A 24,976-nucleotide genomic window follows, 5' to 3' on the forward strand; every position below is an offset into this window, starting at 1 on the left:
CATCACAGCCTGGCACAGGTCAGAAGCAAAAGAAAACTGACCCGGAAGCAAAGTTCCAGGTCAGCAGTAATTTTTCAATTTGATACGTATTTTACCGCGAAGTTCAGTATGGGTCATCGTTTACTTTACAGGGCGTTGGGCCGTAGTATGACGGTTTGTTTCCGGGTTGTTAGCGCGAGATTATGCGATTTTCCAGATTTATCATCGGATTGACCACCACGATTGCGTTCACTGTCCAGGCAGCGAACGTGGACGAGTATATTAATCAGCTGCCCGATGGCGCCAACCTTGCCCTGATGGTGCAGAAGGTCGGCGCCCAGGCGCCTGAGATCGATTATCACAGTCAGCAGATGGCCCTGCCCGCCAGTACGCAAAAGGTGATCACGGCGCTGGCCGCCCTGCTGCAGCTGGGGCCCGATTTTCGCTTCACCACCACGCTTGAAAGCAAAGGCAACGTCGAGAGCGGCGTGCTCAAAGGCGATCTTATTGCCCGTTTTGGCGGCGATCCGACATTTAAGCGTCAGGATATCCGCAACATGGTCGCCGTGCTAAAGAAGTCGGGCGTGCAGCGCATTGAAGGCAATGTGCTTATCGACACCTCCATCTTCGCCAGCCACGATAAGGCCCCGGGCTGGCCGTGGAACGATATGACCCAGTGCTTTAGCGCACCGCCTGCGGCCGCGATCGTCGATCGCAACTGCTTCTCCATTTCGTTGTACAGCGCGCCAAAACCCAACGATTTAGCCTTTATCCGGGTGGCGTCCTACTATCCGGTCAACATGTTCAGCCAGGTACGAACCCTGGCGAAAGGATCGCCGGAAGCGCAGTACTGCGAGCTGGATGTGGTCCCGGGCGATCTCAACCGCTTTACGCTAACCGGTTGTCTGACGCAACGCGCCGATCCGCTGCCGCTGGCCTTCGCTATTCAGGATGGCGCAGGCTATGCCGGAGCGATCCTGAAAGACGAACTGAAGCAGGCCAATATCACCTACAGCGGCACGCTGTTGCGCCAGACTCAGAGCAACGAACCGGGCACCGTGATTGCCAGTAAGCAATCGGCACCGCTGCACGATCTGCTGAAGATCATGCTGAAAAAATCAGACAATATGATCGCCGATACCGTGTTTCGCATGATCGGCCATGCCCGCTTCGGCGTACCAGGCACCTGGCGTGCCGGTTCGGATGCGGTCCGGCAGATCCTGCGTCAGCAGGCCGGTATTGAGCTCGGGAATACCATCGCGGTCGATGGCTCCGGTCTTTCGCGCCATAACCTGATCTCGCCTGCCACCATGATGCAGGTCCTTCAGTACATTGCTCAGCACGACACTGAACTAAACTTTATCTCGATGCTGCCGCTCGCCGGTTATGACGGCTCCCTGCAGTACCGGGCCGGCCTGCATGCCGCGGGCGTGGATGGCAAAGTCTCCGCTAAGACGGGCTCACTGCAGGGGGTATATAACCTTGCCGGATTTATCACCACGGCCAGTGGGCAGCGGATGGCATTTGTGCAGTATCTTTCAGGCTACGCGGTTGAACCTGCAGACCAACGCAATCGCCGTATCCCGCTGGTGCGCTTTGAGAGCCGGCTTTACAAGGATATTTATCAGAATAACTAGCGATGAAATTACTCATTGTCGAAGACGATCTGCTGCTACAGGAAGGACTGGCTCTGGCGCTCTCAGCCGAGGGCTATACGCTTGATTGTGCTGGCACTGCCGCCGAGGCTGATGGCCTTATCCAGAGCGGTGAATATGGCCTTGTAATCCTCGATCTTGGGTTACCGGATAAAGACGGAGCCACCCTGCTCAGCCAGTGGCGTCGTCGCGGGGTGGATAATCCAGTGCTGATCCTGACGGCGCGTGATGCCCTGGAAGATCGCATCAACGGCCTGGACTCCGGCGCTGACGACTATCTGGTGAAACCCTTTGCCCTGGCGGAACTGCAGGCGCGGGCCAGAGCCTTGATTCGGCGCTATCAGGGGCACAGCGATAATCTGCTCAGTGACGGCGATCTGACGCTGAATCTGCAAACGCAGCAGGTGTTACAACAGTCCCAGCCGGTAGAGGTAACACCAAAAGAGTTCGCCCTGCTGACGCGGCTCATCATGCGCACCGGGCAGACCGTCCACCGTGAAACCTTACAGCAGGACATCTATTCCTGGCAGGACGATCCCGGCTCGAACACGCTGGAGGTTCATATTCATAACCTCCGGCGTAAGCTGGGTAAAGATCGGATCAAAACCGTGCGCGGCGTGGGCTATCGTCTGGAGAGCCAAAAATGAACAGCATGCGCCGTCGTCTGATGGTGCTGTTGGCAGTCATTCTGCTGTTCTTTCAACTGGTCAGCGTTATCTGGCTCTGGCATGAAAGCCGGGAGCAAATCGGCTTTCTGGTCAACGAGACGCTTTCCGCCAAAGCGCGCAACCAGCATGTGGAGAAAGAGATCCGGGAGGCGATCGCCTCGTTGCTGGTACCTTCGCTGGTGATGGTCGGTTTTACGCTGCTCTTCTCCTTCTGGGCGGTCACCTGGATCACCCGCCCGCTCAACCAGCTCCGCTCCAGCCTGGCAAACCGCTCTGCTGATAATCTCTCCCCGCTGCCGATGTATTCCGACATGGAAGAAATTGGCGCCGTAACCACCTCGCTAAATCAGCTTCTTGCCCGGCTGGATCAAACCATTCAACAGGAGCGCCTCTTCACCGCTGACGCCGCACACGAGCTGCGAACGCCGCTGGCGGGTATCCGCCTGCACCTGGAGCTGATGGCGCAGTCAGGCTCGCCCCAGGCGACAACGCTGATTGCCCGTATCGACCAGCTGATGCATACCGTGGAGCAACTCCTGATGCTGGCTCGCGCGGGCCAGGCTTTGGCCAGTGGGCATTACGATACGGTTAACTGGAGCGGATCTATTTTTGCGCCGCTGGCACTGGAGAATGATACCCGGGATCACACAGTGATCTGGCCGCAGACGGGCTCCCAGAGCGTTCAGGGGGACGCAACCCTGCTACGACTGATGCTGCGCAATTTGCTGGAGAACGCGGTGCGTTACAGCCCGGCGGGAACCACCATTGAAGTCAGAATGCAGGAAGTCGACGATGGCACGCTGGTGAGCGTCTGCGATCGGGGGCCAGGCATTGATGAGGCACATCGCCAGTCCATTACCGAACCGTTTCGTCGTATCGATCAACGTTATGGCGGTAGCGGGCTAGGGTTGAGCATCGTGCAGCGTATCGTGCAGCTGCACCGCGGCAAACTGACGCTGGAAAACCGTCCCGAAGGCGGGCTGACGGTCGGCTGTTGGCTACCGACAAAACTAAACTAAAAAAAAGCCCCCTTGGTAAGGGGGCCATTGACGGTCTTAACGTTTGTAGATGAATTCGACGCCTTCTTCGTCGTCTTCATCCCAGTCGTCATCCCAGTCTTCGTCGTCTTCTTCTTCCGTCTGCTCTTCAAGCTGCTGACGGTGGTAGTCATCCCACATGAATTCGACTTTTTCAGGCTGTTTCGCTTCTTCTGCCTGAGTAACCGGGTTTTCGATGATAAAGGTCATCACGTCCCAGCACAGATCCTTCACGCCCATCTGGCTTGCAGCGGAGATGAGATAGTATTTATCTTCCCAGCCCATCGCTTCAGCAATGGCTTTCGCCTTCGCTTCGGCTTCTGCTTTGTCCATCAGGTCGATCTTGTTGAAGACCAGCCAGCGCGGCTTAGCAGTCAGCTTATCGCTGTATTTTTCCAGCTCGCCAATAATGATACGGGCGTTCTCCACCGGATCGGAACCGTCGATCGGATCGATATCGATGAGGTGCAGCAGAACGCGACAGCGCTCAAGGTGTTTCAGGAAGCGGATCCCTAAACCAGCACCTTCCGCGGCGCCTTCGATCAGGCCCGGGATATCGGCTACCACGAAGCTCTTCTCGGTGTCCATACGCACCACGCCGAGGCTTGGCACCAGGGTGGTAAACGGATAGTCCGCTACTTTCGGCTTGGCCGCAGAGACCGCGCGGATGAAGGTAGATTTACCGGCATTCGGCATCCCCAGCATCCCGACGTCTGCCAGCAGCATCAGTTCGAGCTGCAGATCGCGCTTGTCGCCCGGTGTACCCATCGTTTTTTGACGCGGGGAACGGTTCACGGAGGATTTGAACCGGGTGTTGCCCAGGCCGTGCCAGCCGCCTTTTGCGACCATCAGGCGCTGACCGTGTTTGGTCATATCACCCATGGTTTCGCCCGTACCCTGATCGATAACGCGTGTCCCGACCGGTACCTTCACGCTGACGTCTTTCCCGCGTTTGCCGGTACAGTCACGGCTCTGGCCGTTCTGGCCACGCTCTGCGCGGAATGCTTTCTCGAAACGGTAATCGATCAGCGTGTTAAGGTTTTCGTCGGCTTCAAGCCATACGTCACCGCCGTCACCGCCGTCGCCGCCGTCAGGGCCGCCACGGGGAATATATTTTTCACGGCGGAAGCTTACGCAACCATTACCGCCATCACCTGCCACGACCAGGATCGTTGCTTCATCAACAAACTTCATTTTACTCTCCGTAAATCATTCGCCTGAGCGGGGGACACTACAGCCGCTTCATTTTTGCGCCAACGTCCCCAAAGACGATGACCAATGGCGGAATACATCGCGCCCGCAACCACGACAAACGCACCGAGATAAGCCAACAGGTTTAACATCGGTTTGACAAAGAAATCGGGCCAGGCCATTGATAATAAATCTGAAAATAACAGCGTAAACAGCGGGGTCAGCGTAATCAGTGCGCTCACCTGTGCTGCCTGCCAGCGCGCCATCGCTTCTGCCAGCGCGCCATAACCGACTAACGTGTTCAGACCACAAAAGATCAGACACGCCAGCTGCCAGTCGCTTAACTGGGTAATCACTCCCGGCTTCGCCAGCGGCAACAGTGCAATAGTACATAAAGTGTACAGCAAAAACAGGATCTGCTGTGACGCCAGGCGACGCAATAACACCTTTTGCGCGACGCCATAACTTACCCACACCGCCGCCGCACTCACGCCGAAAATCACACCCCAGGTGTAATCCGTCAAGCGAGTAAATATCTCTATCAGACTGGTATTGAAGAACAACACCAGACCGCAAAGCAGCATCATTGCCCCGATAATCTGCGTGCCGCGCATCTTCTCTTTAAGGATGAAGACGCTGGCCACCATCATACCGACCGGTGAAAGCTGGCCTATAACCTGCGATGCCGTAGGGCTGAGATATTGCAGGGAAGAACTGAACAATATGAAGTTGCCAAACAGGCCACCTGTCGCAATCGCCAGCATCACCAGCCAACGCGGTTTACGAAAGATGCGCAGAGGGGGAAGCTTACCTTTTATCGCAAGGATAATTCCCAACCCTATACCGGCCATCAGGAAGCGGTAGAACACCACCGTAGGCGGCTCCATCACTTCCAGTACCTGCTTCATTGCAATTGGCAGTGCACCCCAGCACATTGCGGTGGTGAGCGCCAAAAGAATACCAATGCCGGCCTGCTGCTTCATGCCCGTTTTCCCTACAGAAAAAATTACCGGGTTTCCAATGTAAAAAGCCCCGCAACACGTTGCGGGGCTTTAATCCGTTACCGGACCGAGAAAACCTTACTCAGCAACAATGCTGATGTATTTACGGTTGTTCGGGCCTTTAACTTCAAATTTCACTTTACCGTCTGCTTTAGCAAACAGAGTGTGGTCACGACCGCAACCTACGTTGTTACCAGCGTGGAATTTGGTGCCACGCTGACGAACGATGATGCTACCCGCCAGAACGGTTTCGCCACCGAAACGCTTAACGCCAAGGCGTTTAGCTTCTGAATCGCGACCGTTACGTGTGGAGCCGCCAGCCTTTTTATGTGCCATTTAAATCTCTCCTCAGGTCTTAGGCGCTGATGCCAGTAATTTTCACATCAGTGAACCACTGACGGTGGCCCTGCTGCTTACGGTAGTGTTTACGACGACGAAACTTAACGATCTTAATTTTCTCGCCACGACCATGAGCAACAACTTCAGCTTTGATAACGCCGCCATCAACGAAAGGAACGCCGATTTTGACTTCTTCACCGTTTGCGATCATCAGAACTTCAGCGAACTCAACAGCTTCGCCAGTTGCGATGTCCAGCTTTTCCAGGCGAACGGTCTGACCTTCGCTTACTCGGTGTTGTTTACCACCACTTTGGAAAACCGCGTACATATAAACTCCGCTTCCGCGCACATCCTCGTGTGATTCAGAGTGCGCTATAAATATTCACAATAGGGCGCGAATATTACGCAAAACGCGAGCCTTTGACAAGTGCTACCGTCAATACATGAAGAAAAAAAACACAACACGTACGGTAACGTTTATCTGAGGCGTTTTTTCAGTACAATCAGCGCTACTATTGATAAACCGAACCCTACGTTAGCCCATTTGAAATGTGGAAAACAGGACTACAAGCCCGGCTTTTGCGATGAATTTAGAAAAAATCAATGAGTTAACCGCGCAAGATATGGCGGGTGTAAATGCAGCGATCCTGGAACAGCTCGATTCTGACGTTTCCCTAATCAATCAGTTGGGTTACTACATCGTCAGCGGCGGGGGTAAACGCATCCGTCCGATGATCGCGGTACTCGCCGCTCGCGCGGTAGGTTATCAGGGGAATGCGCACGTCACGATCGCGGCGCTGATCGAATTTATTCATACCGCCACGCTGCTGCATGATGACGTTGTCGATGAGTCCGATATGCGTCGTGGCAAAGCCACCGCCAACGCGGCGTTTGGCAATGCTGCCAGCGTACTGGTAGGTGATTTTATCTATACCCGCGCCTTCCAGATGATGACCAGCCTCGGTTCGCTGAAGGTCCTGGAAGTGATGTCCAAAGCGGTGAACGTGATCGCGGAAGGCGAAGTTCTGCAGCTCATGAACGTCAACGACCCGGACATCACCGAAGAGAACTACATGCGGGTGATCTACAGCAAAACCGCGCGTCTGTTTGAGGCTGCCGCACAGTGCTCTGGTATCCTTGCTGGCTGTACTGAGGAGCAGGAACGTGGCCTGCAGGACTACGGACGCTACCTTGGCACCGCCTTCCAGCTGATCGACGATCTGCTCGATTACAGCGCCGATGGCGAAACCCTGGGCAAAAACGTCGGTGACGACCTCAACGAGGGCAAACCGACGCTACCGCTGCTGCATGCCATGCGTAACGGCACTCCTGAGCAGGCAAACCTGATCCGTGAAGCCATTGAGCAAGGAAACGGCCGACACCTTCTGGAACCCGTACTGGAAGCAATGGCGACCTGTGGTTCTCTGGAATGGACCCGTCAGCGTGCCGAGGAAGAGGCCGATAAAGCCATCACCGCACTTCAGGTTATCCCAGACAGCCCATGGCGAGATGCTCTGATCGGTCTCGCGCATATCGCTGTTCAGCGCGATCGATAAGGACAAGGGAACTCTCTTTTATATGAAAATAGAGTTCCTGTAAGTTCCAAATAATAGCCATAACGTTGTTAAAGAATCCGCTTACAGGCCGCATGATTAAAGCCCTGGCAAAATCTGAATATTGCTTCCAGTAATGCGAACTTTTTAGAACCGCTGTTCGAAGAAGGTATAGTAAATACGTCATTTAATTGAAATGACGTGAACGTACCAGAACAGAGGGACTACTGTATGGATAAGAAATTTATCGACTGGCACTCGGCCGATATTATTGCCGCGCTGCGCAAGAAGGGAACATCACTGGCTGCAGAATCCCGCCGTAATGGTCTCAGTTCATCTACTCTGGCAAATGCGCTGACGCGCCCCTGGCCGAAGGGAGAACTGATCATTGCCACGGCGTTAGGTACCGATCCCTGGGTAATTTGGCCATCACGTTACCATGACCCGATAACCCATGAGTTTGTCGACAGAACGCGCATGATGCGCCAGAGAAGACAAGAAAAAGAGCGCCAACAATGACGCTCCTTTAAACGGGAATAGCAACCCCCCGGTCGAGATGGCAGGGGGCTGCCTTAACGATTACTCGCCTTTCACACGCTCAATATTTGCACCCAGTGCACGCAGTTTATCTTCGATGCGTTCATAGCCGCGATCGATGTGATAAATACGGTCCACCAGCGTGGTACCTTCAGCAATACAGCCCGCCAGCACCAGGCTCGCAGATGCACGCAGATCCGTCGCCATCACCTGCGCACCGGACAGTTTTTCCACGCCATGACAAATCACGGTGTTGCTTTCGATCTCAGCATGCGCGCCCATACGGATCAGCTCCGGTACGTGCATAAAGCGGTTTTCAAAGATCGTTTCGGTGATCACACCTGTACCCTCGGCCACCAGGTTCAGCAGCGTGAACTGCGCCTGCATATCGGTCGGGAAGGCCGGATGCGGGGAAGTCCGCACGTTGACGGCTTTAGGGCGCTTACCGTGCATATCCAGGCTGATCCAGTCTTCACCGGTTTCGACGTCGGCACCCGCCTCACGCAGTTTAGCCAGTACCGCATCCAGGGTATCAGGCTGGGCATTACGGCAGACGATCTTCCCACCGGAGATGGCCGCTGCGACCAGGAAGGTCCCGGTTTCGATACGGTCAGGCAGAACGCGATACACACCGCCACCCAGACGTGTAACGCCTTCGATGGTGATACGGTCGGTACCCTGACCGGTGATCTTCGCCCCCAGAGTGTTCAGGAAGTTGGCGGTGTCCACAATCTCCGGTTCGCGCGCGGCGTTCTCGATGATGGTGGTGCCTTCTGCCAGCGTAGCCGCAGACATGATAGTGACGGTCGCACCAACGCTCACCTTATCCATCACGATATGCGCGCCCTTGAGGCGGCCATTGACGGAGGCTTTGACGTAGCCCTCTTCCAGCTTGATTTCAGCACCCAGCTTCTCGAGGCCGAAAATATGCAGATCGACCGGACGCGCGCCAATAGCGCAGCCGCCAGGCAGAGAGACCTGACCCTGACCAAAACGGGCCACCAGCGGACCCAGCGCCCAGATAGAGGCGCGCATGGTTTTCACCAGGTCGTACGGCGCGGAGAAGTTATTCACGTTGCTGGCGTCGATCCACACGGATCCGTTACGCTCCACCTTGGTACCCAGCTGGCCGAGCAGCTTCATGGTGGTATCAATGTCTTTCAGTTTCGGGACGTTCTGGATCTCTACCGGCTCTTCCGCAAGCAGTGCGGCGAAGAGGATCGGCAGCGCGGCGTTTTTGGCGCCGGAAATTGTGACTTCGCCCTGGAGACGCGTAGGCCCCTGAACACGAAATTTGTCCATGATTTACTCTCTGTATGAATTCAACCGTGCTGCGGGCAAATCACCCTCAGCTCAAAAACCGTTTAGTTTGCGATCGCGTGCCCACTCAGTCGGGGTGAACGCCTTGATCGACAGGGCATGAATACGGTTATCCGCGATATATTCCATCAGCGGCGCGTATACAGCCTGCTGCTTTTTCACGCGGCTCATGCCGTCAAAGATCTCTCCCACAGCAATAACCTGAAAGTGGCTGCCGTCGCCGGAGACGTGGGCTTCCTGGAGGGCAAGTGCATTCATCAGCACGGTCTGGATTTCATGATTTTCCATGGGATCTCTATCATCTGGTGTGAAAACAAGCCCAACATCTTAGAGCAAAGTGGCGCGGTCTTAAACAAGCAAAAAGCCCCGACGATGAAACAGTCGGGGCTTTTGATAGTAACGTACTGAAAAAATTAGCGGGGCAATACGTCTTCCGGCAGATTATAGAGCTGAGCCAGGGTGATGACGTTATCACTGACGCCCGCAAGCGCTACCTGCTTGCCCTGCCCTTTACCTGCCGCCACCAGATGAACCAGCAATGCGACGCCCGCCGTATCCACGCGGGAAATGCCGCCAAGGTCAATACAGGAGACGCCCTGCATGGCTTCATGGCGCGCATCCCACAGAGGATTCAGATAATCCTGATCCAGCTCGCCAGTGAGTAACAACGTCTCACCCTCTCGGGTCCAGCTGAGCTGCGACGTCATTATTTTTTCTCATCCAGGGTAATTTTCTGACGCGAGATGCTGTTCAGCTGAGCAGTCAGACCATCAATGCCCTTAGTACGCAGCAGATCGCTCCATTCGTTCTGCTTGGTGGTGATCATGCTGACGCCTTCGGCAATCATGTCGTAAGCCTGCCAGTTACCGTTCTGGCTGTTCTTACGCCACTGGAAATCCAGGCGCACTGGCGGACGACCGTTTGGATCGACGATAGTCACGCGGATAGGAACGATGGTGGCAGAGCCCAGCGGCTGTTCCGGCGCAATCTGATACGTCTGGCCGTGGTACATGGCCAGCGCCTGGCCGTAGGCCTGCTTCAGGTACTCACGGAACGCAGCAAAATAAGCATCGCGCTGCGCTGGCGTGGCGTCTTTGTAGTAACGACCCAACACCAGAGCCCCGGCATATTTTACCTGAACATACGGCAGCAGCTCCTGATCGACCACATCGCGCAGGTAGTCGGGATTGGAACGAATTTTCGGCTGCTCGTTCTTAAGGCGATCGAAGGTTTTCTTAGCCGCCTCATTCATCTGTTGATAAGGATTGCTCTGGTCGGCTGCGTTAGCAGCAGTCAAAGGGGCAATCATCAGCATGGCAACCATTAACAGTCGTTTAATCATGAATTACTTCTCCTGAGATGAATTCGTCGTGCCAACAGGCGGCGTAATGTCACTCTGCGCAGGTGTCTGAGCAGCTTGATTCTCGTCACCCCCTTTACTGTTGCTGTTGTAAAGGAACTGACCAATCATATCTTCCAGCACCATGGCTGACTTCGTATCCTGAATTACGCCACCGTCCTTAAGGATAGTCGTTCCCAGTTCGGGATCTTCAAAACCGATGTTCAGCGCCAGGTATTGTTCACCTAACAGGCCGGAGGTACGGATAGACAGGGAGCTGGTATCCGGAATGTGGTTGTAGCGCTCTTCAATATCCAGCGCGACGCGCGGCAGATAGGTTTTCTCGTCGAGGGTGATATCGGCCACACGCCCTACCACTACCCCGCCAATGCGCACCGGAGAACGGCTTTTCAGGCCGCCGATATTATCGAAGGTGGCATAGATGCGATATGTGGGCTCGGTGCGGATCGTCGTAACATCCGCCACTTTGAAGCTTAAAAACAGTGCGGCCAGCAGTGCCAGCAAAACAAATACGCCTACCCAAATTTCTACTTTTTTCGTTTGCATGAACTCATTTCCCAAACATCAGTGCGGTGAGCACAAAATCCAGAGCCAGTATGGCCAGCGACGAATGAACAACGGTGCGGGTGGTTGCCCGGCTGATACCGGCAGACGTCGGGATTGCATCGTAGCCATTGAACAGTGCAATCCAGGCGATCGTCACGGCAAATACCGCGCTTTTAATCAGGCAGTTAACCAGATCCAGACGCCAGTCAACCGCACCTTGCATCGCAGACCAGAAGAAACCGGCATCGATCCCTTTCCACTGCACGCCAACCATCGATCCGCCCCAGATCCCGACCGCAACAAAGAGAATAGTCAGCAACGGCAACGAGATCATGCCCGCCCAGAAGCGCGGCGCGATCACCCGACGCAGCGGATCCACGGCCATCATCTCCATACTGGAGAGCTGCTCGGTGGCGCGCATCAGGCCGATTTCCGCCGTCAGCGCCGAACCGGCACGCCCGGCGAATAACAGCGCCGCGACCACCGGACCCAGCTCACGCAACAGGGAGAGCGCCACCAGCATTCCGAGGCTGGTTTCCGCACTGTAGGTGGTGAGAACCAGATAACCCTGCAGCCCCAGCACCATCCCGATGAAGACACCGGAAACGATGATAATGAGCATCGACAGCACGCCGACATTATACAGCTGGCGTACCAGCAGAGGGGCATGTTTGCGGAACTCCGGTTTCCCGACCAGCGCATTGAATAACATCAACCCGGCACGCCCGAACGTCCTGATGGTTTTTATGCCACGGTGTCCGAGAGCGGCCAACGCATTTAACAGCATGAGTGGCTTAACTCCCTATTCCCAATAAATCTTTATGATAATCGCCCGCCGGATAACGGAACGGCACGGGGCCATCTGCAATGCCGTCGAGGAACTGACGGACACGCGCATCGCTGTTGCTCTGTAATGATTGCGCACTACCGTGCGCCACAATTTTCTTATCCGCCACGATATAGGCGTAATCGGCAATGCTCAGCACTTCTGGTACGTCGTGGGTGACCACAATACAGGTCACGCCCAGCGCGCTGTTCAGTTCAGAGATCAGTTTGACCAGCACGCCCATGGTGATGGGATCCTGGCCGACGAACGGCTCATCGAACATGATCAGATCGGGTTCCAGCGCGATCGCGCGCGCCAGGGCCGCACGACGGGCCATGCCGCCAGAGAGTTCGGAAGGCATCAGTTTAGCGGCACCACGCAGGCCGACGGCCTCGAGTTTCATCATCACGGTGCTTTTCAACAGTTCCGGCGGCAGGTGAGTATGCTCACGCAGCGGATAGGCGACATTATCGAAGACATTCATGTCAGTAAAAAGCGCCCCAGACTGAAAAAGCATGCTCATGCGTTTACGCACGGTGTAGAGGCGCGAGCGGGACATGGCCGGAATATTTTCGCCATCAAAGAGGATCTCGCCCTGGCTCGGGGGGATCTGCCCGCCAATCAGGCGCAGTAATGTCGTTTTACCAATGCCGGAGGGCCCCATAATGGCGGTGATTTTACCGCGAGGCACGGTGAGAGAGATGTTGTCAAAAATGACCCGGCTGCTGCGCGTGAAGCTGACGCCACGGACATCGACTATATTCGCCCCATTCAGGCTCATGTACATTTCCTTTCTATTGCCGGTTCAGGATCGGCTTGATGCCTGATTTCGCCGCAAACCCAACATTTTTACAGAATATTACCTCTGCAGGTAAGCGAAAGCTGGCATTTGTTTTACTTTTACAACGCATAAAGTCAAAATTAGGAATACGTTACGTCTACAGACAGTATGCAGCGGCAGAGATTTTTTCTCAGTGGACCGGCGAGTATACCTGAAGAAAGGACTTTTGATGCTTCTTGCAACGGCACTGTTAATAATTGGTTTACTTTTGGTGGTCTACAGTGCCGACCGTCTGGTGTTTTCCGCATCAATTCTGTGTCGTTTATTGGGCATACCCCCCCTAATTATTGGGATGACGGTGGTCAGCGTTGGCACCTCCTTGCCGGAGATCATCGTCTCTGTCGCCGCCTCGCTGCACGATCAAGTTGATCTCGCCGTGGGAACGGCCATTGGCTCCAATATCGTCAATATTTTACTCATCCTGGGGCTTGCTGCGCTGCTGCATCCATTTCGCGTGCATTCTGATGTTCTGCGGCGTGAATTGCCGCTAATGTTAATTGTCAGTCTGCTCGCTGGTTACGTGTTATATGACGGACAGTTAACCCTTAGCGATGGCATTTTCCTGCTGGCACTGGCGGTCATCTGGCTGTTTTACATTGTTAAGCTGGCCCGGGCGGCGGAGAAGCAGGGCAATGACTCCCTGACCCGCGAGCAGGTTGCCGAACTACCGCGTGAGGGGAATTTACCCGTCGCGCTGCTCTGGCTGGGTGTAGCGTTAATCATCATGCCGATGGCGACACAGATGATCGTTGATAACGCTACGGTGCTGGCCAACTACTTCGCCATGAGCGAATTGACCATCGGCCTGACGGTGATTGCCATTGGCACCAGCCTGCCTGAGCTTGCCACGGCGATTGCCGGCGCGCGTAAAGGCGAAGACGACATGGCGATTGGTAATATTATCGGTTCCAATATTTTCAATATTGCCATCGTGCTGGGCCTGCCGGCCCTGATTGCCCCTGGCGCGTTTAATCCGCTGGCGTTCAGCCGGGATTATGGGGTGATGCTGTTAGTCAGCGTCATCTTCGCCCTGCTCTGCTGGCGGCGTAAAAGGCAGATTGGTCAGGGTGCTGGCGCGCTGCTGACGGTGGGATTTATCGTATGGGTGGCGATGCTGTACTGGCTCTCGCCTCTTCTCTCTGGGTAAACGGAAACGCATTATGTCGCAAATAGAATTGCAGCCGGGTTTTGACTTTCAGAAAGCAGGAAATGAAGTTCTGGAGATAGAACGTGAAGGTCTGGCGCAGTTAGATCAATACATTAATCAGGACTTTAGCCTCGCGTGTGAAAAACTTTTCCACTGCACAGGCAAAGTCGTGGTGATGGGAATGGGCAAATCCGGGCACATTGGTCGTAAAATGGCAGCCACGTTCGCCAGTACCGGCACGACCGCCTTTTTCGTTCACCCCGGTGAAGCGGCGCACGGTGACCTGGGGATGGTCTCGGCGCAGGATATCGTTATCGCGTTATCGAACTCCGGCGAATCAAATGAAATCCTGGCGCTGATCCCGGTGCTGAAGCGACTTCACGTTCCCCTCATCTGTGTCACCAGCCGTCCTGAGAGCAGCATGGCGCGCGCTGCGGATATCCATCTGTGCGTCAAAGTGCCGAAAGAGGCCTGCCCGCTGGGGCTGGCTCCGACTTCCAGCACCACCGCTGCGCTGGTAATGGGGGATGCGTTGGCCGTCGCCCTGCTCGAAGCCCGCGGCTTTACCGCCGAAGATTTCGCCCTCTCCCATCCGGGCGGCGCGCTGGGGCGTAAATTGCTGCTGCGGGTGAATGACATCATGCACACCGGGGATGAAATTCCGCGCGTCAGTAAAGACGCCTCCCTGCGCGATGCGCTGCTGGAGATCACCCGTAAAAATCTTGGCATGACCGTCATCTGCGACCAGCAGATGAAAATTGACGGGATTTTCACCGATGGGGATCTACGCCGCGTATTCGATATGGGGGTAGATGTTCGTAAGCTGGGTATCGCCGATGTGATGACCCCAGGGGGGATTCGGGTGCGTCCCGGCCTGCTTGCTGTTGAAGTATTAAACCTGATGCAGTCCCGCAATATCACCTCCGTTATGGTTGCTGATGGCGACCAATTGCTGGGTGTGGTACATATGCATGATCTGCTGCGCGCAGGCGTAGTGTAATGAAGGATAAGACAATGATTAATGCGGGTGCATCCCTTGCAACCTGTTATGGCCCGGTCAGTGCGCAGATGATGTCGCAGGCCGAAAACATTCGCCTGCTGATCCTGGATGTCGATGGCGTGCTGTCTGACGGCCTGATTTATATGGGCAACAATGGCGAAGAGCTGAAAGCCTTCAACGTACGTGATGGCTACGGTATTCGCTGTGCGCTCACTTCTGGCATAGAAGTTGCCATTATCACCGGGCGTAAGGCTAAACTGGTAGAAGATCGCTGCGAAACGCTGGGCATTACTCATCTCTATCAGGGGCAGTCCGATAAGATGGTCGCTTTCAGGGACTTACTTGGTAAACTTGCCATTGCCCCGGAAAACGTCGCCTATGTCGGAGACGATCTTATTGACTGGCCAGTGATGGCAGAAGTGGGACTCAGCGTCGCCGTTGCCGATGCGCATCCGCTTTTGATCCCGCGTGCTGACTATGTCACCCGTATTAACGGTGGCCGCGGCGCAGTGAGAGAAGTCTGCGACCTGCTGCTGCTGGCGCAAGGTAAGCTTGATGAGGCCAAAGGGCAATCGATATGAGTAAAACCAGACGTTGGGTTATTATTCTGCTTTCGCTGGTAGCACTGGTACTGATTGGCGTGAATCTCGCTGACCGGGACGACGAACAAGCGCCGACGGTCAATACTAACGATCCAACATATAAAAGCGATCATAGCGATACCGTGGTCTACAGTCCGGAAGGGGCGCTGAATTATCGCCTTATCGCTCAGCATGTTGAGTATTTTTCCGAACAGGGCGTCTCCTGGTTTACCCAACCGGTGATGACCACCTTTGATGTCAATAAAATTCCGACCTGGTCGATTAAATCAGACCGGGCAAAACTGACGAATGACCGTATGCTTTATCTGTATGGTCATGTTGAGGTGAATGCGCTGACCGCAGACTCACAGCTGCGCAAAATCACAACCGATAACGCACAGATTAACCTTGTGACGCAGGATGTCACGTCGCAGGATCTGGTTACGCTATACGGCACAACATTTAATTCCAGCGGTCTGAGAATGCGCGGGAACTTACGCAGCAAGAACGCAGAGCTGATTGAAAAGGTTAGAACCTCCTATGAAATTCCAAGCAAACAAACTCAGCCTTAAATTTGTTATTGCCAGCGCGCTGCTGGCCGTCAGCCTGCCTGCGCTTGCTGTGACGGGTGATACCGAGCAGCCGATTCATATCGAATCCGATACGCAATCGCTCGACATGCAGGGTAACGTTGTGACCTTTACCGGCAATGTCGTCGTGACTCAGGGCACCATCAAAATCAACGCCGACAAGGTGGTGGTGACGCGTCCTGGCGGTGAAGACGGTAAAGAGATTATCGATGGCTACGGCAACCCGGCTACCTTCTACCAGATGCAGGACAACGGCAAGCCGGTGAAAGGGCACGCCTCCCAGATGCACTACGAGCTGGCGAAAGACTTCGTGGTGTTGACCGGTAATGCGTTCCTGGAGCAGCTCGACAGCAACATCAAGGGCGACAAGATTACCTATCTGGTGAAAGAGCAAAAAATGCAGGCCTTCAGTGAAAAAGGCAAACGCGTGACGACCGTTCTGGTTCCATCGCAGCTGCAGGACAAAAACAACACTCAGGCCCCGGCACAGAAAAAGAGTAACTAATTCGTTATGGCAACATTAACTGCAAAGAATCTCGCCAAAGCCTACAAGGGCCGTCGCGTAGTGGAAGATGTCAGTTTGACCGTCAACTCCGGCGAAATTGTCGGCCTGTTGGGTCCTAACGGTGCAGGTAAAACCACCACCTTTTATATGGTGGTAGGCATTGTGCCGCGCGACGCGGGCAACATCATCATTGATGACGAGGACATCAGCCTGCTGCCCCTTCACGCGCGTGCGCGCCGCGGCATCGGTTACCTGCCGCAGGAAGCCTCAATTTTTCGCCGTCTCAGCGTCTTCGACAACCTGATGGCGGTGCTGCAAATCCGTGACGATTTGACCTCCGAACAGCGTCAGGATCGCGCCAACGAGCTGATGGAAGAGTTCCATATCGAACATCTGCGCGACAGCATGGGCCAGGCGCTCTCCGGTGGTGAACGCCGCCGTGTGGAAATTGCCCGCGCGCTGGCGGCCAACCCGAAATTTATCCTGCTCGATGAACCTTTCGCGGGTGTTGACCCGATTTCGGTTATCGATATCAAACGTATTATTGAGCATCTGCGCGACAGTGGCCTGGGCGTGCTTATCACCGACCACAACGTACGCGAGACGCTGGCGGTCTGTGAGCGAGCCTACATCGTCAGCCAGGGCCATCTTATTGCCCACGGTACACCGCAACAGATCCTCGAAGATGAGCATGTTAAGCGCGTGTATCTTGGGGAAGACTTCAGACTCTGATAGGGTAGAAGTTCAGTCTCGCGTAAACGGAGAAAAATGCTCTGAACATGAAGCAAGGTTTGCAATTAAGGCTCAGCCAACAGCTGGCAATGACGCCGCAGTTACAACAGGCTATTCGTCTGTTGCAGCTGTCAACGCTGGAACTTCAGCAGGAACTCCAGCAGGCGCTGGACAGTAATCCCCTGCTTGAGCAAACCGATCTTCACGATGAGGTAGAAACTCAGCAAACCCAGGATAACGAAACTCTCGACAGCGTTGATGCGCTGGAGCAAAAAGAGATGCCTGACGAGCTTCCTCTCGATGCCAGCTGGGATGAGATCTACACCGCCGGCACGCCATCCGGCACGCGCGCAGACTACCAGGATGATGAATTGCCGGTGTATCAGGGCGAGACTACCCAGTCGCTGCAGGATTACCTGATGTGGCAGGTGGAGCTGACGCCCTTTTCCGATACCGATCGCGCCATCGCCACCTCCATTGTCGATGCCGTCGATGAGACCGGCTATTTGACCGTGTCGCTGGACGACATTCTGGAAAGCATCGGTGATGATGAGATCGATCTCGAAGAGATCGAAGCGGTTCTGAAGCGCGTTCAGCGTTTTGATCCGGTCGGCGTCGCGGCACGCGATTTACGTGACTGCCTGCTGATTCAGCTTTCGCAGTTTGTTAAAGAGACGCCGTGGCTGGAAGAGGCTCGCCTGATCGTCAGCGAGCATCTGGATCTGCTGGCTAACCACGACTTCCGCTCCCTGATGCGCGTGACGCGGCTGAAGGAAGAGATCCTGAAAGAAGCGGTCAATTTGATTCAGTCGCTGGATCCGCGTCCGGGGCAGTCTATCCAGACCAGCGAGCCCGAGTACGTCATTCCCGACGTGCTGGTGCGCAAGCATAACGGCCTGTGGACCGTGGAATTGAATTCCGACAGCATCCCTCGTCTGCAGATAAATCAGCAGTACGCCTCGATGTGCACCAGCGCGCGCAACGACTCGGATAACCAATATATCCGCAGTAATCTTCAGGAAGCGCGCTGGCTGATCAAAAGCCTCGAGAGCCGCAATGATACGCTGCTGCGCGTCAGCCGCTGCATCGTGGAACAGCAGCAGGCGTTCTTTGAACAAGGTGAAGAATTTATGAAGCCGATGGTGCTGGCCGATATCGCCCAGGCCGTCGAGATGCATGAATCGACGATTTCCCGCGTGACGACGCAGAAGTATCTGCATAGTCCGCGCGGTATTTTTGAGCTTAAGTATTTTTTCTCCAGCCATGTCAACACCGAAGGCGGCGGCGAAGCTTCGTCGACGGCCATCCGGGCGCTGGTGAAAAAGTTGATCGCCGCGGAAAACCCCGCGAAACCACTGAGCGACAGTAAGTTAACCACCATGCTGTCCGATCAAGGTATCATGGTTGCACGCCGCACTGTTGCGAAGTATCGAGAGTCTTTATCCATTCCGCCGTCAAACCAGCGTAAACAACTGGTCTGACTCTACCGATAAGGAAGACACTATGCAGCTCAACATCACTGGACACAACGTCGAAATCACTGAGGCCCTGCGCGATTTTGTGAATGCAAAATTCGCTAAGCTTGAGCAGTATTTTGAGAGGATCAATCAGGTCTACATTGTGTTAAAAGTGGAAAAAGTGACTCATATCTCGGATGCGACCCTGCACGTCAACGGGGGCGAAATCCATGCCAGTGCGGAAGGGCAAGACATGTACGCGGCTATCGACGGCTTGATTGACAAGCTGGCACGACAGCTAAACAAACATAAAGATAAACTGAAACAACACTAATTGTCCGGGCAGTTAACGGGTGCAGGTTGGCCTGTTGTGAAACACAACGGGCCCTTTGTACAGTTAGCGCTTAGGTGAAATTATGATGAATAACGATTCAACTCTACAACTGAGCAGTGTCCTTAATCAGGAATGTACCCGCAGTGCCGTCCACTGCCAGAGCAAAAAACGTGCGCTGGAGATCATCAGTGAACTGGCCGCAAAGCAGCTGAGCCTGCCGCCCCAGGTGGTGTTTGAAGCGATCCTGACCCGTGAAAAAATGGGCAGTACCGGCATCGGCAACGGCATTGCCATTCCCCATGGCAAACTTGAAGAGGATACTCTGCGTGCTGTAGGCGTGTTTGTTCAGCTGGAAACACCTATCGCCTTTGATGCCATTGATAACCAGCCTGTCGATTTGCTGTTTGCCCTGCTGGTACCCGCGGATCAGACCAAAACACATTTGCATACCCTCTCGCTGGTGGCCAAACGTCTGGCGGATAAAACCATCTGTCGCCGTTTGCGTGCGGCACAGAGCGATGAGGAGCTCTATCAAATCATTACGGAAACGGAAGGCAATCAGGATGATGCGTAATCGGGTGATGGCTTTGACATCTGTAGTCCTGAGGAGAAATGGTACATGGTGCTGATGATCGTCAGCGGTCGTTCGGGATCCGGAAAATCGGTCGCCCTGCGAGCGCTGGAAGATATGGGCTTTTACTGCGTAGATAACCTGCCGGTGGTGCTGCTGCCCGAGCTGGCGAAATCGCTGGCCGATCGGCAGATTTCGGCCGCGGTCAGCATCGACGTGCGTAACATGCCTGAATCGCCGGAGATCTTTGAGCAGGCGATGAGCAATTTGCCAGAGGCATTTTCACCTCAGCTGCTGTTCCTTGATGCCGATCGCAATACGCTGATCCGTCGCTACAGCGATACCCGCCGTCTGCATCCGCTCTCCAGCAAAAATCTGTCGCTGGAAAGCGCCATTGACCAGGAGAGCGATCTGCTGGAGCCGCTGCGCTCCCGCGCCGATCTGATCGTCGATACTTCTGAAATGTCCGTCCATGAACTGGCGGAGATGCTGCGTACCCGCCTGCTGGGCAAACGCGAGCGTGAGCTGACGATGGTCTTTGAATCCTTCGGCTTTAAGCACGGCATCCCTATCGACGCAGACTATGTGTTTGACGTGCGCTTCCTGCCGAACCCGCACTGGGATCCCAAGCTGCGTCCGATGACCGGCCTGGATAAGCCGGTTGCCGCGTTCCTTGACAGACATACGGAAGTACATAACTTTATCTATCAGACGCGCAGCTACCTTGAACTCTGGTTGCCGATGCTGGAGACAAACAATCGCAGCTACCTGACGGTGGCGATTGGCTGTACCGGGGGCAAACACCGTTCGGTCTACATTGCTGAGCAACTGGCTGACTATTTCCGCTCGCGCGGCAAAAACGTGCAGTCCCGTCATCGTACGCTGGAAAAACGTAAAACATGACCGTAAAGCAGACCGTTGAGATCACCAATAAGCTGGGCATGCATGCACGCCCGGCGATGAAGTTATTTGAACTGATGCAGGGGTTTGACGCGGAAGTTCTGCTGCGTAATGACGAAGGCACCGAAGCCGAAGCCAACAGCGTGATTGCGCTGCTGATGCTGGACTCCGCCAAGGGCCGCCAGATCGAAATCGAAGCCACCGGCCCGCAGGAAGTCGAGGCGCTGGCGGCGGTGATTGCGCTGTTTAACGCCGGATTTGATGAGGATTAATGCAGCTTATTTGCCCGCATAAACCCTTCCCCACCCAGCTGACGCATCTGGCGCAGGATCCACGCCTGACGGCTGCGTACATAGCCTGAGGGCGCGCTGGCCTTAAAGCGGATTGGGTTCGGTAACACGGCGGCCAGCAGCGCGGCTTCAGATGCCGACAGGCGGCTGGCAGGTTTGTGGAAATAACGCTGGGCGGCGGCTTCAACACCAAAGACGCCCTCGCCAAACTCCGCGATATTCAGGTACACCGTCAGGATGCGTTTCTTACTCCACACCGTTTCGATCCCCAGCGTCAGCCCGGCTTCAAATCCCTTTCTCATCCAGCTGCGTCCATCCCACAAAAACAGGTTTTTCGCCGTTTGCTGAGAAAGCGTCGATGCGCCGCGAATACGGCTCTCATTACGCTCGTTATGCGCTAACGCCTTCTCTATCGCCCCCACGTCAAACCCCCAGTGGTCCGGGAATTTCTGATCTTCGGCGGCAATAACGGCCAGCCCCATCCACGGCGAGATCTCATCCATACTCACCCAGTCAGAATGGGCAACATAGCTGAAATCCCCTCTCAGCCAGCTTCCCATCTGACGTTCAATCATCACCGCCGAAAACGGCACCGGCACAAAGCTAAACAGGGCGATGCCGCCTCCCCAAAAGACCGCCATCACCAGCAAAACGCGAATGACGATCCGTCTTACCCAGCCGGATCGGGGACGCTTCAATCTCATGCCGCCAGCACCAGTACGCGAGCGACGAGCTTCTCAATGCCCGTCGCGGCTTCCGCAATATTTTGCGCCAGCATGTACGCAGGGGTGGTCACAATCCTGTTCTCTTCATCAACCACGATGTCGTCCACCGGACAAGTGATATGCTCACCGCCCATATCCTCAATCGCCTCGGCGGTATCGATGTCGGTGCCGATGGTCAGACGCAGCGGGATATCGAAGATAGCCGGCAGCATCGCGGGAGCAATACAGATAAAGCCCAGCGGTTTCCCGGCCTCATGCATCTCCAGCGCCAGAGCTTTTAAATCGTTCTCCACCCGGCAGGCGCTGCCCTGGTGAGCAAAATCGCTGAGGTTCTTTGCGGTGCCAAAACCGCCCGGGACAATTAGCGCATCCAGCTCCGTGGCACGCGCCTCACTGAGCGGGCGGATCTGCCCGCGCGCGATCCGCGCCGCTTCAGTCAGAACATTTCGGCTTTCCGCCAGCGGTTCGCCGGTCAGGTGATTAATAACATCGGACTGGGCTTTGTCGGGGGCAAAACAGACCGCTTCTGCGCCGTTACGCGCCAGAGCCAGCAGCGTCAGAACCGCTTCATGAATTTCAGAACCATCGTAAACACCGCAACCGCTCAGTACTACACCAACCTTTTTCATCCTGCGATCCCTCTCGAAAAATGTTACATGCACATTAAAAATTCTGATTAAAACGGTGTGCTTCACACATTTAACTGATTCATGTAACAAAGTATTTAAGATTTGCTATCTTAACTGCTTGCGGCCTGAATTTTCCGGCTACGCCATTATCCTAAAACAACGTCTTAAGGCGCAGCCAAGATTTCCCTGGTGTTGGCGCAGTATTCGCGCACCCCGGTTTAGCCGGGGTCATTTTTTTCTGCTCTCCACCCAGGCTTTCAGAACGGCCACATCGTTTTGCCACTCCTGCTTCATCTCTTCAACCCATTCAGCCACGTTATCTTCCCACGCCGGTAAATCCGGGGACTGGATCTGCTTACCTAACTGTTGTAGATGGCGCAATCCGATAGATCCGGCGGCACCTTTGATCTTATGGCCCTCTTCAACGATGCCTTTCTGATCCCGCGCCGTCAGATTAGACTCCAGCACGTTCAGATAACCCGGCATCATCTTTTCGAATATGGCTATACCGTCCGTGATCAACTTCGGACCCACCAGCTCGATGTACTGCTCCAGCATTTCGATATCCAGCAAAGACTGCGCTTTTCCCGTATCTACCGTCGTCATGGTGCTCTCCTCTTCGTCACAGGTGTCCCAGAACTTCTTAATCATGGCGGTTAAGGCCGGTACCGCCAGCGGTTTACTCAGTACGTCGTCCATACCGGCATCGAGATACTCTTTTTTGTCTTTCAGCACGTTGGCGGTGAGCGCCACCAGCGGCGGCAGCTCGTCGCTGGCGTAGCGGCTGGTCAGTTCACGGGAGATGTCCAGCCCGGTCATGTCGGGGAGCTGAATATCCAGCAGCACCAGGTCGTATTCTCCCGGGGTGAACATCTCCAGCGCGGCTTTACCGGTCATGGCGACGTCCACGCTGCTGCCGAGTTTCTCCAGCACCGAACGCGCAACAATCACGTTCAGTTCAATGTCTTCCACCAGCAGCACGTGCAGGGCAGGCAGCGGCATATCATCGTGAGCAAAGGTATCCTCGACCTCTTCCGCCACGGCCGGAGCGTGAACGCTGAGTTTAAACAGGGAGCCGTGCCCAGGATTACTGGCTACGGTAATGTCGCCCCCCATGCTCTTCGCCAGCCGGCGTGATACCGCCAGGCCAATGCCGGTGCCGGTGGCTGGCTTGCCGCCCTGGCTGTCTTTAACCTGATAATACATGGCGAAGATCTTGTCCTGCTCCTCCTGCGGAATACCGATACCGGAATCCTCCACCTCGAAGTGCAGCATCTCGCCCTCGCCGTAACGCACGCGAACCGCAACCTGTCCGTTCTGGGTAAACTTGACCGCGTTGCTGATCAAGTTCCACAGGATCTGACGCAGGCGCGTGCCGTCAGTCACCACCTTGTGCGGCAGCGGCAGAGTTGGCTCCATCACAAAGCGTAGCCCTTTCTGCTGCGCCTGCAGGCCGGAGAGGTTTTCCAGATCGGCAAGGAAGCTGGTGAAGTCCACCGGCTGGTTATCCAGCTGGACTTTGCGCCGCTCCATCTTATCCATGTCGATAATATCGTTGAAGATATTACCGAGCGTGACCGCTGAAACGTGGATTGTTTTCAGATATTTCTCCTGCTCGGTCGTCAGTTCGGTATCGAGCAGAATGCGGCTTAAGCCAACGATGCCGTTGAGCGGGGTACGCAGCTCATGGCTGATGGTGGAGATAAAGGTGGTCTTATCGCGGCTGGCGCGCTCCAGAGCATCCTGATAGCGCTTACGCTCGGTAATGTCTCGCCCGAAGCCCATCAGCCCGTGGCGTTTCCCGACGCGGTCGTAATAAGGCACTTTACGGATTTCAAAACAGGCTTTACGTCCGTCCGGGTAGTCGAGCCACTGTTCGTAGGTCAGGGAGACGTTATGACGGAATACCTTCTCATCGGTTTTGATAACTTTGGCGGCCGCCTCGGGTGAGTAGACGTCCTGCGGACGCAGGCTGACGAGCTGCTTTTCGCTTTTACCGGTCAGGAGCTCCATCGCCCGGTTACAGCCTGAGAACTCTTTGTCTTCATTACGGTAGAAGACCAGATCCGGGGAGGCATCGAGGAACGAGCGCAGGAATGAGGATTGCTGCTCAAGCTGGATCTGCGTCTGCTCGCGCTCTTTCATTTCGATTTTCAGCTGTTCCAGCGTGGTCTGGCGCTCGGCCTCCGCTTTTACGCGGTCTGAGATCTCCTGGTTCAGTTGGGCAATGTTATCTTTCAGCTGCACGTTGAGCTTCAAATCGCGCTCGCGCATCTCCTCCAGCTTTTCCACCAGCCGGGTCAGCCGCTGGCGGGACTCTTCCAGCTGTTCAACCACCACCGAGAGGAAATAGACCGCCCAGGGGGTGATCAGCAGGCCGAAGAAAATAGACCGGATGAGGTCAATGCTCTCAACCTGGCCGTGCAGGACCATGGTAATGGCCATCTGCACCACAATCGCCAGCACCACCAGCGCCAGCGCCAGCAACAGGGAGAAGCGGACCAGGCCAAGCTTCATCATCAGATCGACATAGTATTGCGCCAGTAACCGAATTTGCTTCATAGGGGATCTCTTCACGACGTCATCGCACAATAATACTCAAATTCCAGGCAAGACGTTGAAGGTTGTGCAAAAAAGTGAGGGGTAAAACAGAGGAGGCACC

30 protein-coding genes are annotated in these 24,976 nt (G+C 55.0%); 16 read left to right on the forward strand and 14 right to left on the reverse strand.

Annotated elements, in window-relative coordinates:
• Positions 1-182 precede the first annotated feature (182 nt).
• The 3 genes from dacB to pmrB are packed head-to-tail and all read left to right on the forward strand — an operon-like array spanning position 183 to position 3,321.
• Positions 183-1,616, forward strand: a complete 1,434-nt coding sequence (gene dacB, locus GNG27_RS20595; RefSeq protein ID WP_156264719.1) for a serine-type D-Ala-D-Ala carboxypeptidase — start codon at positions 183-185, stop codon at positions 1,614-1,616.
• A gap of 2 nt (positions 1,617-1,618) precedes the next feature.
• A complete protein-coding gene (gene pmrA, locus GNG27_RS20600; RefSeq protein WP_142487244.1) occupies positions 1,619-2,281 on the forward strand; it encodes a two-component system response regulator PmrA in 663 nt (220 codons plus the stop codon).
• Positions 2,278-3,321 (forward strand): two-component system sensor histidine kinase PmrB, encoded by a 1,044-nt coding sequence (gene pmrB, locus GNG27_RS20605; RefSeq protein ID WP_156264720.1) that lies wholly within the window; start codon positions 2,278-2,280, stop codon positions 3,319-3,321. Before pmrA ends, pmrB begins: the two co-directional genes overlap by 4 nt.
• A gap of 36 nt (positions 3,322-3,357) precedes the next feature.
• Here the strand turns inward: pmrB and cgtA are convergent, their stop codons facing one another.
• From cgtA to rplU, 4 genes are all read right to left on the reverse strand, one after another.
• The gene (gene cgtA, locus GNG27_RS20610) at positions 3,358-4,533 is read right to left on the reverse strand and encodes an Obg family GTPase CgtA (protein ID WP_156264721.1); all 1,176 of its coding nucleotides are present in this window, start codon (positions 4,531-4,533) and stop codon (positions 3,358-3,360) included.
• The gene (locus tag GNG27_RS20615) at positions 4,530-5,513 is read right to left on the reverse strand and encodes a DMT family transporter (RefSeq protein WP_142487246.1); all 984 of its coding nucleotides are present in this window, start codon (positions 5,511-5,513) and stop codon (positions 4,530-4,532) included. The genes cgtA and GNG27_RS20615 overlap by 4 nt, the downstream gene beginning before the upstream one ends.
• 96 nt (positions 5,514-5,609) lie before the next feature.
• Positions 5,610-5,867: a 50S ribosomal protein L27 gene (rpmA, locus tag GNG27_RS20620; protein WP_007673187.1), complete on the reverse strand. Its 258-nt coding sequence runs from the start codon at positions 5,865-5,867 to the stop codon at positions 5,610-5,612.
• Positions 5,868-5,886: 19 nt separating this feature from the next.
• Positions 5,887-6,198: a 50S ribosomal protein L21 gene (rplU, locus tag GNG27_RS20625; protein WP_106994824.1), complete on the reverse strand. Its 312-nt coding sequence runs from the start codon at positions 6,196-6,198 to the stop codon at positions 5,887-5,889.
• Positions 6,199-6,454: 256 nt separating this feature from the next.
• Here rplU and ispB point away from each other — a divergent pair, with 256 nt between their 5' ends.
• Both ispB and sfsB read left to right on the forward strand, forming a co-directional pair.
• Positions 6,455-7,426 (forward strand): octaprenyl diphosphate synthase, encoded by a 972-nt coding sequence (gene ispB / locus GNG27_RS20630; protein WP_156264722.1) that lies wholly within the window; start codon positions 6,455-6,457, stop codon positions 7,424-7,426.
• 228 nt (positions 7,427-7,654) lie between these two features.
• Positions 7,655-7,942 carry a DNA-binding transcriptional regulator SfsB gene (gene sfsB, locus GNG27_RS20635; RefSeq protein ID WP_142487248.1) on the forward strand — a complete coding sequence of 96 codons (288 nt, stop codon included), beginning with the start codon at positions 7,655-7,657 and terminating at the stop codon, positions 7,940-7,942.
• A 60-nt stretch (positions 7,943-8,002) separates the two neighbouring features.
• Here the strand turns inward: sfsB and murA are convergent, their stop codons facing one another.
• From murA to mlaF, 7 genes are all read right to left on the reverse strand, one after another.
• Positions 8,003-9,262, reverse strand: coding sequence for a UDP-N-acetylglucosamine 1-carboxyvinyltransferase (murA, locus tag GNG27_RS20640; protein ID WP_156264723.1), 1,260 nt, complete (start codon positions 9,260-9,262; stop codon positions 8,003-8,005).
• Positions 9,263-9,313: 51 nt separating this feature from the next.
• Complete coding sequence (gene ibaG, locus GNG27_RS20645) at positions 9,314-9,568, reverse strand: BolA family iron metabolism protein IbaG (protein WP_032614457.1); 255 nt, start codon at positions 9,566-9,568, stop codon at positions 9,314-9,316.
• A gap of 125 nt (positions 9,569-9,693) precedes the next feature.
• Positions 9,694-9,987 (reverse strand): lipid asymmetry maintenance protein MlaB, encoded by a 294-nt coding sequence (mlaB, locus tag GNG27_RS20650; protein ID WP_142487249.1) that lies wholly within the window; start codon positions 9,985-9,987, stop codon positions 9,694-9,696.
• Positions 9,987-10,622, reverse strand: a complete 636-nt coding sequence (mlaC, locus tag GNG27_RS20655; RefSeq protein WP_142487250.1) for a phospholipid-binding protein MlaC — start codon at positions 10,620-10,622, stop codon at positions 9,987-9,989. Before mlaC ends, mlaB begins: the two co-directional genes overlap by 1 nt.
• 3 nt (positions 10,623-10,625) lie before the next feature.
• Positions 10,626-11,186 (reverse strand): outer membrane lipid asymmetry maintenance protein MlaD, encoded by a 561-nt coding sequence (gene mlaD / locus GNG27_RS20660; protein WP_106994830.1) that lies wholly within the window; start codon positions 11,184-11,186, stop codon positions 10,626-10,628.
• A 4-nt stretch (positions 11,187-11,190) separates the two neighbouring features.
• The gene (mlaE, locus tag GNG27_RS20665; RefSeq protein WP_142487251.1) at positions 11,191-11,973 is read right to left on the reverse strand and encodes a lipid asymmetry maintenance ABC transporter permease subunit MlaE; all 783 of its coding nucleotides are present in this window, start codon (positions 11,971-11,973) and stop codon (positions 11,191-11,193) included.
• 7 nt (positions 11,974-11,980) lie between these two features.
• Positions 11,981-12,793: a phospholipid ABC transporter ATP-binding protein MlaF gene (gene mlaF, locus GNG27_RS20670; protein ID WP_032614468.1), complete on the reverse strand. Its 813-nt coding sequence runs from the start codon at positions 12,791-12,793 to the stop codon at positions 11,981-11,983.
• A gap of 229 nt (positions 12,794-13,022) precedes the next feature.
• Here mlaF and GNG27_RS20675 point away from each other — a divergent pair, with 229 nt between their 5' ends.
• The 11 genes from GNG27_RS20675 to npr all read left to right on the forward strand — a co-directional run bounded on the left by GNG27_RS20675 (position 13,023) and on the right by npr (position 20,942).
• On the forward strand, positions 13,023-14,000 hold the full coding sequence (locus tag GNG27_RS20675; RefSeq protein ID WP_156264724.1) for a calcium/sodium antiporter: 978 nt from the start codon (positions 13,023-13,025) through the stop codon (positions 13,998-14,000).
• A gap of 13 nt (positions 14,001-14,013) precedes the next feature.
• Entirely contained in the window at positions 14,014-15,000 is a 987-nt protein-coding gene (kdsD, locus tag GNG27_RS20680) for an arabinose-5-phosphate isomerase KdsD (protein ID WP_156264725.1), read from the forward strand.
• A gap of 14 nt (positions 15,001-15,014) precedes the next feature.
• Positions 15,015-15,581: a 3-deoxy-manno-octulosonate-8-phosphatase KdsC gene (kdsC, locus tag GNG27_RS20685; protein ID WP_106994894.1), complete on the forward strand. Its 567-nt coding sequence runs from the start codon at positions 15,015-15,017 to the stop codon at positions 15,579-15,581.
• A complete protein-coding gene (lptC, locus tag GNG27_RS20690; RefSeq protein WP_142487254.1) occupies positions 15,578-16,153 on the forward strand; it encodes an LPS export ABC transporter periplasmic protein LptC in 576 nt (191 codons plus the stop codon). Before kdsC ends, lptC begins: the two co-directional genes overlap by 4 nt.
• Entirely contained in the window at positions 16,122-16,676 is a 555-nt protein-coding gene (gene lptA / locus GNG27_RS20695) for a lipopolysaccharide ABC transporter substrate-binding protein LptA (protein WP_142487255.1), read from the forward strand. Before lptC ends, lptA begins: the two co-directional genes overlap by 32 nt.
• 6 nt (positions 16,677-16,682) lie before the next feature.
• Entirely contained in the window at positions 16,683-17,408 is a 726-nt protein-coding gene (lptB, locus tag GNG27_RS20700; protein ID WP_142487256.1) for an LPS export ABC transporter ATP-binding protein, read from the forward strand.
• A 47-nt stretch (positions 17,409-17,455) separates the two neighbouring features.
• Positions 17,456-18,889 carry an RNA polymerase factor sigma-54 gene (gene rpoN, locus GNG27_RS20705; protein ID WP_156264726.1) on the forward strand — a complete coding sequence of 478 codons (1,434 nt, stop codon included), beginning with the start codon at positions 17,456-17,458 and terminating at the stop codon, positions 18,887-18,889.
• Between the two features lie 22 nt (positions 18,890-18,911).
• Positions 18,912-19,199 carry a ribosome hibernation promoting factor gene (hpf, locus tag GNG27_RS20710; RefSeq protein ID WP_142487258.1) on the forward strand — a complete coding sequence of 96 codons (288 nt, stop codon included), beginning with the start codon at positions 18,912-18,914 and terminating at the stop codon, positions 19,197-19,199.
• An 82-nt stretch (positions 19,200-19,281) separates the two neighbouring features.
• Positions 19,282-19,773, forward strand: a complete 492-nt coding sequence (ptsN, locus tag GNG27_RS20715) for a PTS IIA-like nitrogen regulatory protein PtsN (protein ID WP_039031625.1) — start codon at positions 19,282-19,284, stop codon at positions 19,771-19,773.
• A gap of 45 nt (positions 19,774-19,818) precedes the next feature.
• A complete protein-coding gene (gene rapZ / locus GNG27_RS20720) occupies positions 19,819-20,673 on the forward strand; it encodes an RNase adapter RapZ (protein ID WP_142487259.1) in 855 nt (284 codons plus the stop codon).
• Positions 20,670-20,942: a PTS phosphocarrier protein NPr gene (gene npr, locus GNG27_RS20725; protein ID WP_032614489.1), complete on the forward strand. Its 273-nt coding sequence runs from the start codon at positions 20,670-20,672 to the stop codon at positions 20,940-20,942. Before rapZ ends, npr begins: the two co-directional genes overlap by 4 nt.
• Here npr and mtgA read toward each other — a convergent pair.
• The 3 genes from mtgA to arcB form a co-directional block, all read right to left on the reverse strand.
• Positions 20,939-21,664 carry a monofunctional biosynthetic peptidoglycan transglycosylase gene (gene mtgA / locus GNG27_RS20730; protein ID WP_370462883.1) on the reverse strand — a complete coding sequence of 242 codons (726 nt, stop codon included), beginning with the start codon at positions 21,662-21,664 and terminating at the stop codon, positions 20,939-20,941. The genes npr and mtgA overlap by 4 nt on opposite strands.
• Positions 21,661-22,314: an isoprenoid biosynthesis glyoxalase ElbB gene (elbB, locus tag GNG27_RS20735; protein ID WP_156264727.1), complete on the reverse strand. Its 654-nt coding sequence runs from the start codon at positions 22,312-22,314 to the stop codon at positions 21,661-21,663. Before elbB ends, mtgA begins: the two co-directional genes overlap by 4 nt.
• A 228-nt stretch (positions 22,315-22,542) precedes the next feature.
• Positions 22,543-24,876 (reverse strand): aerobic respiration two-component sensor histidine kinase ArcB, encoded by a 2,334-nt coding sequence (gene arcB, locus GNG27_RS20740; protein ID WP_156264728.1) that lies wholly within the window; start codon positions 24,874-24,876, stop codon positions 22,543-22,545.
• Positions 24,877-24,976: the final 100 nt, after the last annotated feature.

The organism is Leclercia sp. 119287, from assembly GCF_009734485.1.
Classification (GTDB): Bacteria; Pseudomonadota; Gammaproteobacteria; order Enterobacterales; family Enterobacteriaceae; genus Enterobacter; species Enterobacter adecarboxylatus_C.

Coding starts and splice junctions, on each gene's coding strand:
- dacB (WP_156264719.1), top strand. CDS start 183: ATGCGATTTTCCAGATTTATCATCGGATTGACCACCACGATTGCGTTC.
- pmrA (WP_142487244.1), top strand. CDS start 1,619: ATGAAATTACTCATTGTCGAAGACGATCTGCTGCTACAGGAAGGACTG.
- pmrB (WP_156264720.1), top strand. CDS start 2,278: ATGAACAGCATGCGCCGTCGTCTGATGGTGCTGTTGGCAGTCATTCTG.
- cgtA (WP_156264721.1), bottom strand. CDS start 4,533: ATGAAGTTTGTTGATGAAGCAACGATCCTGGTCGTGGCAGGTGATGGC.
- GNG27_RS20615 (WP_142487246.1), bottom strand. CDS start 5,513: ATGAAGCAGCAGGCCGGCATTGGTATTCTTTTGGCGCTCACCACCGCA.
- rpmA (WP_007673187.1), bottom strand. CDS start 5,867: ATGGCACATAAAAAGGCTGGCGGCTCCACACGTAACGGTCGCGATTCA.
- rplU (WP_106994824.1), bottom strand. CDS start 6,198: ATGTACGCGGTTTTCCAAAGTGGTGGTAAACAACACCGAGTAAGCGAA.
- ispB (WP_156264722.1), top strand. CDS start 6,455: ATGAATTTAGAAAAAATCAATGAGTTAACCGCGCAAGATATGGCGGGT.
- sfsB (WP_142487248.1), top strand. CDS start 7,655: ATGGATAAGAAATTTATCGACTGGCACTCGGCCGATATTATTGCCGCG.
- murA (WP_156264723.1), bottom strand. CDS start 9,262: ATGGACAAATTTCGTGTTCAGGGGCCTACGCGTCTCCAGGGCGAAGTC.
- ibaG (WP_032614457.1), bottom strand. CDS start 9,568: ATGGAAAATCATGAAATCCAGACCGTGCTGATGAATGCACTTGCCCTC.
- mlaB (WP_142487249.1), bottom strand. CDS start 9,987: ATGACGTCGCAGCTCAGCTGGACCCGAGAGGGTGAGACGTTGTTACTC.
- mlaC (WP_142487250.1), bottom strand. CDS start 10,622: ATGATTAAACGACTGTTAATGGTTGCCATGCTGATGATTGCCCCTTTG.
- mlaD (WP_106994830.1), bottom strand. CDS start 11,186: ATGCAAACGAAAAAAGTAGAAATTTGGGTAGGCGTATTTGTTTTGCTG.
- mlaE (WP_142487251.1), bottom strand. CDS start 11,973: ATGCTGTTAAATGCGTTGGCCGCTCTCGGACACCGTGGCATAAAAACC.
- mlaF (WP_032614468.1), bottom strand. CDS start 12,793: ATGAGCCTGAATGGGGCGAATATAGTCGATGTCCGTGGCGTCAGCTTC.
- GNG27_RS20675 (WP_156264724.1), top strand. CDS start 13,023: ATGCTTCTTGCAACGGCACTGTTAATAATTGGTTTACTTTTGGTGGTC.
- kdsD (WP_156264725.1), top strand. CDS start 14,014: ATGTCGCAAATAGAATTGCAGCCGGGTTTTGACTTTCAGAAAGCAGGA.
- kdsC (WP_106994894.1), top strand. CDS start 15,015: ATGATTAATGCGGGTGCATCCCTTGCAACCTGTTATGGCCCGGTCAGT.
- lptC (WP_142487254.1), top strand. CDS start 15,578: ATGAGTAAAACCAGACGTTGGGTTATTATTCTGCTTTCGCTGGTAGCA.
- lptA (WP_142487255.1), top strand. CDS start 16,122: ATGAAATTCCAAGCAAACAAACTCAGCCTTAAATTTGTTATTGCCAGC.
- lptB (WP_142487256.1), top strand. CDS start 16,683: ATGGCAACATTAACTGCAAAGAATCTCGCCAAAGCCTACAAGGGCCGT.
- rpoN (WP_156264726.1), top strand. CDS start 17,456: ATGAAGCAAGGTTTGCAATTAAGGCTCAGCCAACAGCTGGCAATGACG.
- hpf (WP_142487258.1), top strand. CDS start 18,912: ATGCAGCTCAACATCACTGGACACAACGTCGAAATCACTGAGGCCCTG.
- ptsN (WP_039031625.1), top strand. CDS start 19,282: ATGATGAATAACGATTCAACTCTACAACTGAGCAGTGTCCTTAATCAG.
- rapZ (WP_142487259.1), top strand. CDS start 19,819: ATGGTGCTGATGATCGTCAGCGGTCGTTCGGGATCCGGAAAATCGGTC.
- npr (WP_032614489.1), top strand. CDS start 20,670: ATGACCGTAAAGCAGACCGTTGAGATCACCAATAAGCTGGGCATGCAT.
- mtgA (WP_370462883.1), bottom strand. CDS start 21,664: ATGAGATTGAAGCGTCCCCGATCCGGCTGGGTAAGACGGATCGTCATT.
- elbB (WP_156264727.1), bottom strand. CDS start 22,314: ATGAAAAAGGTTGGTGTAGTACTGAGCGGTTGCGGTGTTTACGATGGT.
- arcB (WP_156264728.1), bottom strand. CDS start 24,876: ATGAAGCAAATTCGGTTACTGGCGCAATACTATGTCGATCTGATGATG.